The sequence below is a fragment of the Paraburkholderia kirstenboschensis genome (assembly GCF_032806925.1).
Classification (GTDB): domain Bacteria; phylum Pseudomonadota; class Gammaproteobacteria; order Burkholderiales; family Burkholderiaceae; genus Paraburkholderia; species Paraburkholderia kirstenboschensis.
This window is the reverse complement of the sequence record NZ_CP136513.1, coordinates 464,327-476,739: the sequence shown is the minus strand read 5'-3', so window position 1 is coordinate 476,739 and position 12,413 is coordinate 464,327. Positions and strand designations below refer to the sequence as shown.

At 61.6% G+C, this 12,413-nt stretch carries 10 protein-coding genes; 1 reads left to right on the top strand and 9 read right to left on the bottom strand.

What is annotated here, in order from left to right; all coding sequences use genetic code 11:
* Positions 1-98 precede the first annotated feature (98 nt).
* From RW095_RS24800 to RW095_RS24765, 8 genes are all read right to left on the bottom strand, one after another.
* Positions 99-866, bottom strand: coding sequence for an amino acid ABC transporter ATP-binding protein (locus RW095_RS24800; protein ID WP_317021555.1), 768 nt, complete (start codon positions 864-866; stop codon positions 99-101).
* Positions 866-1,543: an amino acid ABC transporter permease gene (locus tag RW095_RS24795; RefSeq protein ID WP_128585674.1), complete on the bottom strand. Its 678-nt coding sequence runs from the start codon at positions 1,541-1,543 to the stop codon at positions 866-868. The genes RW095_RS24800 and RW095_RS24795 overlap by 1 nt, the downstream gene beginning before the upstream one ends.
* A 22-nt stretch (positions 1,544-1,565) precedes the next feature.
* Positions 1,566-2,348 (bottom strand): amino acid ABC transporter substrate-binding protein, encoded by a 783-nt coding sequence (locus RW095_RS24790; protein ID WP_317021554.1) that lies wholly within the window; start codon positions 2,346-2,348, stop codon positions 1,566-1,568.
* A gap of 345 nt (positions 2,349-2,693) precedes the next feature.
* Positions 2,694-4,145, bottom strand: a complete 1,452-nt coding sequence (hydA, locus tag RW095_RS24785; protein WP_317021553.1) for a dihydropyrimidinase — start codon at positions 4,143-4,145, stop codon at positions 2,694-2,696.
* A 52-nt stretch (positions 4,146-4,197) separates the two neighbouring features.
* Entirely contained in the window at positions 4,198-5,709 is a 1,512-nt protein-coding gene (locus tag RW095_RS24780) for an NCS1 family nucleobase:cation symporter-1 (RefSeq protein ID WP_317021552.1), read from the bottom strand.
* 113 nt (positions 5,710-5,822) lie between these two features.
* Positions 5,823-7,151: an NAD-dependent dihydropyrimidine dehydrogenase subunit PreA gene (gene preA / locus RW095_RS24775; RefSeq protein ID WP_317021551.1), complete on the bottom strand. Its 1,329-nt coding sequence runs from the start codon at positions 7,149-7,151 to the stop codon at positions 5,823-5,825.
* 60 nt (positions 7,152-7,211) lie between these two features.
* Positions 7,212-8,561: an NAD(P)-dependent oxidoreductase gene (locus RW095_RS24770; protein ID WP_317021550.1), complete on the bottom strand. Its 1,350-nt coding sequence runs from the start codon at positions 8,559-8,561 to the stop codon at positions 7,212-7,214.
* A gap of 191 nt (positions 8,562-8,752) precedes the next feature.
* Positions 8,753-10,033, bottom strand: coding sequence for a Zn-dependent hydrolase (locus RW095_RS24765; protein ID WP_317021549.1), 1,281 nt, complete (start codon positions 10,031-10,033; stop codon positions 8,753-8,755).
* 301 nt (positions 10,034-10,334) lie between these two features.
* On the opposite strand from RW095_RS24765, the gene RW095_RS24760 reads away from it, so the two are divergent.
* Positions 10,335-11,087 (top strand): TetR/AcrR family transcriptional regulator, encoded by a 753-nt coding sequence (locus RW095_RS24760; RefSeq protein WP_317021548.1) that lies wholly within the window; start codon positions 10,335-10,337, stop codon positions 11,085-11,087.
* A gap of 25 nt (positions 11,088-11,112) precedes the next feature.
* On the opposite strand, the gene boxA is transcribed toward RW095_RS24760, so the two are convergent.
* A complete protein-coding gene (boxA, locus tag RW095_RS24755) occupies positions 11,113-12,354 on the bottom strand; it encodes a benzoyl-CoA 2,3-epoxidase subunit BoxA (protein ID WP_317021547.1) in 1,242 nt (413 codons plus the stop codon).
* Positions 12,355-12,413: the final 59 nt, after the last annotated feature.

Here is a 12,413-nt window from a genome sequence, read left to right as displayed (position 1 = left end):
TGCAAAAAGGGGCGCAGTTCTGAATGAACTGGCGCCCCTTTCTCTTTGTTGCATACATCAGCGGCTTTTCTTATCGAAGGTACTCTCTCAGGCTCGCTTTACTCGGTCCATGCATCGGGCAAGCTGTGCGTCAACGTCGAGACGAAGCGCGCGGTTTCCTCCTGCTGCGGCCGCATGAACACATCGCGCGACGGACCCGACTCCACCACTACGCCGTTGTTCAGGAACACCACGTCGCGTGCAATGGTGGCGGCGAGCCGCAAATCGTGCGTGGCCATCAGCATGGTCATGCCTTCATTCGCAAGTTGCTTGAGTACTTCGACCACTTCCGCGGCGAGACCGGGATCGAGCGCGGACGTGGGCTCGTCGCATAACAATACTTCCGGCGACGGCGCCAATGCCCGCGCGATCGCAACGCGCTGCTGCTGCCCGCCCGACAGCGTGACGGGCCACGCATCGCCCTTGTGCGCGATGCCGACCTTCTCCAGCAATTCGTCAGCGCGGGCTCGCGCCTTTTCCTTGTCCCATTTCAGCACGGTGATCAGGCCTTCCATCACGTTCTGACGCACCGTGAGATGCGGAAACAACTGGAAGTTCTGAAACACCATGCCGGTACGACGGCGGATCGCCAGCACGGTTTCGCGCGAAGGCCGCTCGTCGGGGCTGAACCTGAGTTGCTGATCGCCGATTTCGAGCGAGCCGGCCTCGGGAATTTCCAGCAGATTCACGCAACGCAACAGCGTACTTTTGCCGCTGCCCGACGGTCCGATCAACGCGGTCACGTTGCCCTGCGCGAGGTGCAAGTCGACCGAATTGAGCACACGCAGCCCGGAAAAATACTTGTCGATTTTTTCCAGTCGGATCATTAGTTGCCCGCCTGAAAGAGTGCATGACGGCCGAACTTGCGTTCGAGCCTCACTTGCGCCGATGACAGCACCGAACTGAACAGCAGATATACCAGTGCGGCCTCGGTATAAAGAATCAACGGTTCGTAGGTGACCGAAGCAATTCGCTGCGCTGCCTGAAACACTTCGGGCACAGTCAGCACAGCGGCCAACGACGTGTCCTTAACGAGCGCGATAAACGAGTTGGACAACGGCGGCAATGCGACGCGTGCGGCCTGCGGCAGAATCGCGCGACGCAGCGCCTGTTCGCGCGTCATTCCCATTGAATAAGCGGCTTCCCACTGCCCTTTCGGGATCGACTCGATCACGCCGCGAATCACTTCCGAATTGTAGGCGCCCACATTCAGCGAGAAGCCGATAATCGCCGCCGTCAACGGGTCGAGCACGATGCCCACGTTCGGCAAGCCGTAGAAGATCACGAATAGTTGCACGAGCAACGGCGAGCCGCGAAACAGCCACACATAAAAACGCACCAGCGCCACTGCCCACTTCGGCCCAAAGAGCCGCACCAGCGCGACAATAAACGCGAGAGCGAGTCCGATTGCAAACGAAGCCAACGTGAGCGGCACCGTAAACACGAGCCCCGCATATAGCAGAGGCCACAGCGACTGCGCCATCAGATGCAACCATGCCGGCATGATTCAGACTCGCGAAAGGCGTTTATTTGGAGACGTCTTTGCCGAAGTACTTCTGCGAGATCTTCGCGTAGGTGCCGTCTTTCTTCATATCCGCGAGCGCCTTGTTGATCGCCGCGACGAGTTCCGGGTTGCCCTTGCGGATCAGCACCGCGGACTTGTCGCTGCTTTCCGGCGACGTGTCCAGCGTGGCGATCTTCACCTTCGCATCCGGCTTGTGCTTCTTGAAGTCGAGGAACGACAGCGAATCGTTGACGGTTGCATCCACACGGCCCGCCGTCAGCAGATCGATCGATTCATTGAAGCCCTGCACGGGAATCACTTCCGCGCCGTGCGCGGCGGCGATCTTGCCGAAGTTGCTGGTCAGCGTGTTGGCGGACTTCTTGCCCTTAAGATCGTCGAAAGTCTTGATCGCGTTGTTGTCCGAGCGCACGATCAGTGCCGCATGCGATGTGATGTACGGGTCCGAGAAATCATATTTGACCTTGCGCGCGTCGGTCACCGCGACTTCGTTGATCACCGCGTCGTAGCGGTTCACGTCGAGACCGGCGATCAGCCCGTCCCATTTGCCTTCGACGAATTGCGGCTTGACGCCGAGACGCTGCGCGATCTGCGTGCCCACTTCCACGTCGAAGCCGGTCAGCTTGCCGGACTCGTCGTGATAGGTGAACGGCGCATAGGTGCCTTCCGTACCGATCCTGAACACGCCCGAGGACTTGATCTGCGCGAGTTCATCGGCGGCGAACACGGGGCTCACCGTTACCGCATGAAACAGCGCGATCAGCAGAATGGAACGAATCGACTTCATGAGTGGCTCCCTAAGTTGGTCAGGCCGCATGCCTGGACGCGTGTTGGCTGTCCCACCGGCGCTCGTGCCCGGCGGAGTGGGCGGACTGTAGCAAACGGCCTGCGTTTTTACAAAGGATCAGGTTTCCAATCCATATGCGCATCCGTGCTAAGCCGCAGCCATCGCCTCCACTATCACATGAATTGCAACTCTACGGCAGATGTGAAGACGCGGCATGCATCGCAACATGGAACATGGGCGGGACGCCATCGGGGAAAACGCGAGACAGTGGTGCCGCGGCGAATGCGCGGCGCCGAAAGGAACCCGGCGCGAGCTTGCAGGCCCGCGCCAGTGGAAGCTCGAGCGCTACCGCTCGACTGGATGCGGCTCTTTCAGCTTGTTCGACACGCGGATCGCGTCGAAGTAAGCCGCATTAGGCGGGCGCTTCTGATACTGCCCGGCGCCTCGCACGGCACGCAGGTCGCCGTCGGTCCAGGCAAGCGCGCCGCGCGTGAGCGTATGCATTGCCACGCCTTGCACCGTCATGCCTTCGAACACATTGAAGTCGACTTTCTGATGATGCGTTTTCACGGAAATCGTCTTGCTTGCGTTGGGGTCCCATACGACGATGTCCGCATCGGCGCCGACACGCACCGCACCTTTGCGCGGGTACAGGTTGAAGATCTGTGCGGCGTTCGTCGACGTAATGCGCACGAACTCGTTCGGCGTGAGACGCCCGGAGTTCACGCCGTGATGCCACAGCACCGCCATGCGATCTTCAACGCCGCCGCAGCCATTCGGGATCTTCGTGAAGTCTTCGCGGCCCATGGCCTTTTGCGACGCGCAGAACACGCAGTGATCGGTCGCGGTGGTGTGCAGTTGACCGGCCTGCAAACCTCGCCACAACGCCTCGCGATGTTCGGCCGAGCGAAACGGCGGGCTCATCACATGCGCTGCGGCGCGCGTCCAGTCGGGATCGCGATACACGGCCTCGTCGATCACGAGATGCCCCGGCAACACTTCGCCGAATACGCGCAGCCCTTCGCTGCGCGCCCGCGAGATCGCATCGACAGCGTCTTTCGCGGACACGTGCACGATATACACCGGCACCCCCAGCACCTGCGCGATACGAATCGCGCGATTGGCCGCCTCGCCTTCGACTTCGGGCGGCCGTGACAGCGGATGCGCCTCGGGGCCCGTGAAGCCTTTTGCGAGCAGTTGGCGCTGCAACTGAAACACCAGCTCGCCGTTTTCCGCATGCACGGTAGGCAGCGCGCCGAGTTCGAGCGATCGCGAGAAGCTGTTCACCAGTACTTCGTCGTCGGCCATGATCGCGTTCTTGTAGGCCATGAAGTGCTTGAAGCTCGACACGCCGTGCTCGTGCACGAGCGTGCCCATGTCGCGATATACCGAGTCGTCCCACCATGTCACGGCGACATGAAACCCATAATCCGATGACGCCTTCTCCGCCCAGCCGCGCCACTGTTTGAACGCTTCCATCAGGCTTTGCTTCGGGCTTGGAATCACGAAGTCGATGATGCTCGTCGTGCCGCCCGACAATCCCGCTGCGGTGCCGGTATAGAAGTCGTCGCTCGCGGTGGTGCCCATGAAGGGCAGTTCCATATGCGTGTGCGGATCGATGCCGCCGGGCATCACATACTGCCCGCCCGCATCGACGATCGCCGCGCCCGCCGGCGCTTCGAGGTCCGCTCCGATCTGCAGGATGGTGCCGCCGTCTTGCGGGTCGGCACACAACACGTCCGCTCGATACGTGTTCTCCGCGTCGATAATGGTGCCGCCGCGAATCAGGGTCGTCATGTTGCCGCCTCCTTATGAATTTGCATATGTCGCTACTACGTATGCGGTTATCTCACGCACTCGCGACGCGCGCGCTGGGTCCTTTGCTGAGTTTCATCCACGCGCTATACACGATCGACGCCAACGCGAGCCCGACGAACCATGCATACGTATAGAGCGTATTGAAAATCGACGGCACGTTCGCGAACGAAGCAGGAAACGCAGTGTGCAAAAAACCCGGCAGATTCGGCAGCACACCGATCACCAGCGCGACCACCGCGCCGATATTCCAGCCGCCGGTATAGCTATATTCGCCGCGCTCGTCGAATAGTTCGCGGGTATCGAGCCGTGTGCCGCGAATCAGGAAATAGTCGACCATCAGAATGCCCGCCACCGGACCGAGAAGAGCTGAGTAACCGACGAGCCACGTGAAGATATAGCCCTGCGTGGTCGCGAGAATCTTCCACGGCATCATGACGATTGCGATGGTCGCGGTAATCATGCCGCCGACGCGATACGAAATGCCCTTCGGCCACAGGCTCGAAAAATCAAAAGCGGGCCCGACGAGATTCGCGGCAAGATTGCAGCACATCGTGTCGAGCGTGAGGATGATGAGAGCGAGGCCTACGCCGATGCCCGTCATGCGGCTCGTCAGGTCGATCGGGTCCCAGATCGCCTTGCCGTAGATCACCACGGTGGCGGACGTCACCACCACCGAGATTACCGAGAGCAAGGCCATCGGCACCGGCAAACCGATCGACTGCCCGACAATCTGATCGCGCTGCGTTTTTGCAAAGCGCGTGAAGTCGGGAATGTTCAACGCGAGCGTGGCCCAGAAGCCGACCATGGCGGTAAGGCCGGGCCAGAACGTAGCCCAGAACATGCCCTCCTTCTTGCCGCCCGGCACGAATTGCGAAGGCGCCGCGAGCATCGAGCCGAGCCCGCCCGCTTTCGACGTCGCCCACCAGACAAGCGCAATGCACATCACGATCTTGATCGGCGCCGACCAGCTTTCGAGCCAGCGGATCGAGTCCGTCCCATGCACGATGAAGTAAATCTGCAAAGCCCAGAACACAAGAAAACACGCGAACTGTGCAATGGAAATGTCGATGAACGGCAAGGCTGCGCCGTGCAGCGCGTTGCCGGTAAGAATGTTCAACAGCGTATAGATCGCGCTGCCGCCAAGCCACGTTTGAATGCCGTACCAGCCGCAGGCCACGATGGCGCGCAGCATCGCCGGCAATTTCGCGCCCTGCGTGCCGAACGACGAGCGCACCAGCACCGCATACGGAATGCCGTGCTTCGCGCCCGCGTGGCCGATCAGCAGCATCGGCACGAGCACGATCAGGTTGCCTAGCAGCACGGTCAACACCGCTTGCCACGGCGACATGCCCTCTTCGGTCAATCCGGCCGCGAGCATGTACGACGCAATGTTCATCACCATGCCCACCCACAGCGCTGCGAAGTGATACCAGCGCCAGGTGCGCTGCGCGGGGCCGGTGGGTGCAAGGTCGTCGTTGTAAAGACTGCTGCCTTGCGCGCCGGCCGCGAATTGCGGATCGACGGGTTGCGCGGTCTGCTTCATCGAAAGATCTCCACTAGATCGTTGAAGCCCGCGCGGCTTCTGTCGGCGCGTCGGGCGTTAAAGAAAACACCGGTTCGTACAAGCGCTGCGCTTACAACGATTCGCCCTTTATTTCAGGCGGCTTTTGCTGCGTGGGCGGCTTCGGCGTTCGCTGACTCTGCCTCGACATCGCTGGCCGGAGCATTCACTCGCGCCGGATTGTTCGGATGCGTGGTCCAGTTCGCGTACTCGCCGTTATCCACGCGCTCCATGGTGATGCATTGCTCGACCGGGCACACATGCATGCACAGATTGCAGCCCACACATTCGGAGTCGATCACTTCAAAATGCCGGACGCCATCTTTTTCTTTCATGATCGCCTGATGCGCGGTGTCCTCACACGCGATATGGCACAGGCCGCATTGAATGCACTTGTCCTGGTCGATGCGCGCCTTGATGTCGTACTTGAGGTTCAGGTACTTCCAGTCGGTGACGTTGGGCACGGCGCGGCCGCGAATGTCGTCGAGCGTCGCGTATCCCTTTTCGTCCATCCAGTTTGCAAGACCGTCGGCGAGATCCGTGACGATGCGAAAACCGTAGTGCATGGCCGCCGTGCACACCTGCACGCTGCCCGCGCCCAGCACCATGAATTCGGCCGCATCGCGCCAGGTCGAAATGCCGCCGATACCCGAAATAGGCAGGTTGGGCGTCTCCACGTCGCGCGCGATTTCGGCGACCATGTTCAGTGCAATCGGCTTTACTGCCGGGCCGCAGTAGCCGCCATGCGTGCCCTTGCCGTCGACCATCGGCAACGGCGACATTGCGTCGAGATCCACGGCGACGATCGAGTTGATCGTGTTGATCAACGACACGCCGTCCGCGCCCCCCTTGTATGCCGCGCGCGAGCCGAGCCGAATGTCGGTGATGTTCGGCGTGAGCTTGACGAGGCACGGCAGCTTCGTGCCTTCCTTGACCCAGCGCGTGACCATCTCTATGTACTCGGGCACCTGGCCGACCGCCGCGCCCATCCCCCGTTCGCTCATGCCGTGCGGACATCCGAAATTCAGTTCGACTGCGTCGGCACCGGTGTCTTCCACGAGCGGCAAGATCCACTTCCAGTCGCGCTCATTGCACGGCACCATCAGCGAGACGATCATTGAGCGTTCGGGCCAGTCGCGTTTGACCTGTGCGATCTCGCGCAGATTGACGTCGAGCGGGCGGTCCGTAATCAACTCGATGTTGTTCAGCCCCGCGATGCGTTGACCGTTCCATTGCACCGCGCCGTAGCGCGAACTCACGTTGACCACGTGCGGGTCGAGGCCGAGTGTCTTCCACACCACGCCGCCCCAGCCGGCTTCGAACGCGCGGCTCACGTTATAGGCTTTGTCGGTCGGCGGCGCGGACGCGAGCCAGAAGGGATTCGGCGATGTGATGCCGGCAATCGTACAGCGCAGATCGGCCATATTCGGCTCCTTGGGGACGGCTGTTTTCTTGTGTCTTTCAGTGCTGTGCAGCGATCGACGCTACGCGGCTTTCACTGCGGTGCGAGCGAACTGCGCATCGATGGCGGCGGCCGCGAGCTTGCCGTCCTGCACGGCTTGCACGGTCAGGTCGATACCGCCCGTGGCCGCACAATCGCCACCCGCCCAGACCCCGGCAAGCGACGTCTGCCCGTTTGCATCCACAGCGATGCGGCTGCCGTCGAGCGTCAGCAGTTCGCGTTCGATCCCTACCGGCACGAGCGTCTGGCCGATCGCCTTGAGCACCATGTCCGCTTCGATGACGAAGCGCTCCTGATCGCCTGCGCTCACTGTGCGTTCGAACTCGACACCCGTCACCACGCCGCCCTCGCCGATCAAACGTACCGGCGTTGCATGCGTGATAAGCGTGACGCCGCTGGTTTGTGCGAAATCGCGTTCGGCCCACGTCGCGCTCATGGATTCGACGCCGCGCCGATACACCATCGCTACCGACGTCGCGCCGAGCTTGCGGCTTTGCACAGCCGCATCCACAGCGGTATTGCCTCCGCCGATCACGACGACGCGGCGGCCCACCGGCACCGTGCCGAAGTCGCGCGCGCTGCGAACCTGTTCGATGAAGTCCACTGCGTTCATCACGCCGCTCAGTTCCTCGCCGGCCATTGCGAGTGCGCGCACGCCCGTGAGGCCAATCGCGAGAAACACGGCGTCGTATTGCTTGCGCAGCGTATCGAGTTCGATGTCGCGCCCTAGCGCAACGCCGTTTCTTATCTCGATGCCGCCCACGGAGCACAGCCATTCCACTTCGCGCTGCGCGAAATCGTTGACTGTTTTATAAGCGGCAATGCCGTATTCGTTGAGTCCGCCGGCTTTGTCGCGAGCGTCGTAGATGGTAACGTCGTGGCCCGCCAGTGCAAGGCGATGCGCGCACGCGAGCCCCGCAGGCCCCGCGCCTATCACTGCGACACGCCGGCCGGTTGCGGGCGCTCGCTTGAATAGCGCTTCGCCGCGAGCCATCGCCCAGTCGGTTGCATGACGTTGCAGCGCGCCGATCGCCACCGGCTTCGCGTCCTGATGGTCGCGCACGCAGGCGCCTTCACACAGAATTTCGGTCGGGCACACGCGCGCGCACATGCCGCCGAGCGGGTTGGCCGACAGAATGTCTACCGCCGCGCCCTTCAAGTTGCCGTTGCCAATCTTGCGAATGAAGCTAGGAATGTCGATCCGGGTCGGACAAGCGTTGACGCACGGCGCGTCGTAGCAGTAGTGGCAGCGGCTCGCCGCCGCGGCGGCGGCGCTTGCGTCGAGCAAAGGTGCAATGTCGGAGAACTCGCAGGAAAGCTGTTCGGGCGACAGGCGCTGCGCGGCGATGTCGCCGGTTTGCTTGATGGCCATACACGTTCCTTCTGTCGATGTGAGGACGCAGCCGCACCTGCCGGCTCTCGCGTGAGCGAAGCCCGGACGGCATGTTTTTCTGGCGCTAGCGTGAAGCTGTCAAAGCTGGTACTCCGGCTGGTAATCCGGCTCGTAGTCCGGCTTAAAATCAGAAGTCCAGACGGCGCTCGCAAGCGACGTTGATCGGCGCACTATGAAACCGGCTCGCACGCACGCTCCAGCATCGCGTGCAGCAACACGTTCGCGCCGGCTTCGATCCATTCGAAGGAGGCGTCCTCGATTTCGTTGTGGCTGATCCCGTCGACGCACGGCACGAACACCATTGAAGTGGGCGCGACTTGCGCGAGATAACAGGCGTCGTGCCCCGCGCCGGAGACCATGTTGCGATGCGAGTAACCAAAGCGCTCGGCCGCTGCGCGCACCGACTTCACGCAAGCTTCGTCGAACGCAACGGGCTCGTAGTAAAAGATCTGTTCGAGTTCGGTCTCGAGGCCGATGCCGCTCGCGATGCGCGCCACGCCCTCGCGCAACGCGGCATCCATCTTCGCCAGCACGGCGTTGTCCGGATGCCGGAAGTCGACGGTAAAGAACACCCGCCCAGGAATCACGTTGCGCGAGTTCGGATAGACCTGCATCATGCCGACCGTCGCGCATGCGAGCGGCGCGTTTTCCAGCCCGATGCGATTGACGAGATCAACTACCCGCGCAGCGCCGAGCAATGCATCGCGCCGCCGCGGCATCGGCGTCGGACCTGCGTGCGCCTCCTGTCCCGTGAGCGTGATTTCGTACCAGCGCTGACCTTGCGCATCCGTGACCACGCCAATGGTTTTCTGCTCGGCTTCGAGAATCGGCCCCTGCTCGATATGGAGTTCGAACGCCGCGTGCAATCGACGACCGCCGCATGGCACATCGCCCGCATAGCCGATGCGCTGCAGTTCCTCGCCGATCGTCTTGCCATCCACGTCCTTGCGCGACAAACCGTATTCGAGCGAGAACACGCCCGCGAACACGCCCGACGCAACCATGGCCGGCGCAAAACGCGAGCCTTCCTCGTTGGTCCAGATCACGACTTCGACAGGATGCTCGGTTTCGATACCGTGATCGTTCAAACTGCGAATCACTTCCAGACCGCCCAGCACGCCGTAGATGCCGTCGAAGCGGCCGCCCGTTGGCTGCGAGTCCGCATGCGAGCCGGTCATCACAGGCAACGCATCGGGATTGCGTCCTGCGCGGCGCATGAACACGTTACCCATCTGATCGACACTAACCGTGCAGCCGGCTTCCTTCGCCCAGCTAACTATCAGGTCCCGCCCTTCCTTGTCGAGATCGGTCAGCGCGAGGCGGCATACGCCGCCCTTAGGCGTTGCGCCGATCGTTGCCATCGTCATCAGGCTGTCCCACAGCCGCTTGCCGTCGATCCTGATCGACGTAGCGGGCTTTGCCCGCCTTAGCGCTTCGGATACCGCGTTCATTCGTCTCGCTCCTTCCGGTGAACCGACATGAAACTGGTGCATGAGCGGCGGCTTTGGGGCGTGTCCGCACGGCTGCGGTGCAGGTTCCATGCTTCCGGCTGCTTCTCGTAGCGAGGGCAAACCCTGATGCATGTCCCGCTTTCTCAATCCTGTCCAGTTGGACAGGTTGTAGACGATTAACACCGCCAAATCAATGCCTTTCGCACGGACAAACATAGAGCGAGAAGCGTGCCATTGCATTGCAGCAGGGCTGGAAGCGGCTTCTGAAATACGTGTGTCCGCAGCGCGTCAAGCGACTAGAATGAAGCGCGACGCGGCACCCATGCCGCCGAAGGCGAACATGAGAGACGACGACGTGGCTGGAGGTATCACGGAAAACGACGAAACGCGCGCACCTTTGCGGCGGCGCAAGGCGCACATTCGCGAGTCGAACGAAGCACATCTTCTGGCCTGTGCGGAAGCCGTCTTCGCGGAACGCGGACTCGACGGCGCGAGCACCGCGATGATCGCCGAACGCGCGGGCTTACCGAAAGCCAACGTGCATTACTACTTCCCGACCAAGCTTGCGCTTTACCGGCGTGTGCTCGAAGACCTGTTCGAAGACTGGTACCGCGCAGCAGATACGTTCGAATGCAGCGACGATCCCGTGGAGGCGATCGGCGGATATGTGCGCGCGAAAATGGAATTGTCGCGGCGGCGTCCGCTCGGCTCAAAAGTATGGGCGAGCGAGATCATTCACGGCGCCGAGCATATGGAAGACATTCTCACGGAGCGCGTCAAGCCATGGCTGGACAGCCGTGTAAAAGTAATCGACGACTGGATCTCGCGGGGCCTGCTCGCGCCTGTCAACGCGCGAACGCTGATGTATATGATCTGGGCGACGACCCAGCACTACGCCGACTTCGACGCACAGATTCGCGCGCTCAAAGGCAAGCGCGCGTTGACGCAGAAGTCGTTCGAGGCGACGACCGAAGAAGTCGTGCAACTCGTGATTCGCGCGTGCGGGGCAGTCTCGCCGGCACAACGAGCACAAGGCGCTGACCCTTCGCGATAGCGGTCGGTCATCTGAGGCGGCCGGATCAATACGTTTCCAGGTGCAGGCGCCCTTCTTTCTTCAGCTTTGCCCACAGCGCCTCCCAATCTACCTGATGCTGCTCGCCGATCTCTTTCAGCGCTTGCAGCACGCCGTCTTCCATACCCTTTAGCCCGCATACGTAGATATGCGTATTGTCGTCCTTTAGCATCTGCGCGACGTCGACCGCGCGTTCACGCATCGCGTCCTGCACGTAGCGCTTCGGCTGACCCGGCGTGCGCGAGAATGCGAGATTGGTGTCGATGAAATCCTTCGGCAGATTAGTTAGCGGCCCGAAGTATGGCAACTCCTCTTTGGTACGCGCACCGAAGAACAGCATCAGCTTGCCGGTTGCGCCCTTCAGGCGGCGGCGCCGGCGATATTCCGTCATTGCGCGCATCGGCGCGGACCCGGTGCCCGTGCAGATCATCAGAAGATGCGAGTTCGGATGGTTTGGCATCAGAAACGTGCCGCCGAACGGGCCGATCACCGTGACCACGTCACCCTTTTTCAGATCGCACAGATAGTTCGAGCAGACGCCGTCGATCGAATCGCCATGCCGTTGCGCGACGCGCTTCACCGTCAGCGAAACGTTGTTGTAGCCAGGGCGCTCGCCGTCGCGCGGGCTGGCGATCGAATATTGGCGCGCGTGGTGCAAGCGGCCGTCGGCGGTGGCGCCGGGCGGCAGAATGCCGATCGATTGGCCTTCGAGCACCGGAAAGGGCATCGATCCGAAATCGAGCACGATGTGATGTATGTCGCTTTCCGTCGATGCGTCGGTGAGCCGGTAGTTGCCGACCACGGTCGCCGTAGTCGGCGTCTTGTGTGTGTAGAGATTGACGTAAGGCTTCGCGGCGGACCACGGCGGCACGACTGACCCGCGCACGGTGTCTACTTCAATGCCGCTCGCATTCGCCGGAGCATCGCCGGTAGTGTCCGCAGCGGGCGATTCTTCCACTGCGGGCGCGGCCATTGTGTTCTGCTCCGGCAAGACGTCCCATGTGAATTGCTCTTCGACCGGATACGCGTCAGCCTTCAACACGGTGCGCCAGTTGTCGATCGCGCCTGTCGGACACGGCGGCACGCACGCCATGCAGCCGTTGCAGACATCCGCCTTCACGACGTAGTTGTTTTCGTCGTGCGTGATCGCGTCGATCGGACAGGTCTCTTCGCAGGTATTGCAGCGAATGCAGATTTCCGGATCGATCAGATGCTGTCTGAGAACCTCGATCGACACTGGGCCGTTCATGACTTCCTCCACCATGTAGTGCTGCGCAAGCTTGCCACGCGCGCTTCGTGCAATTGCAA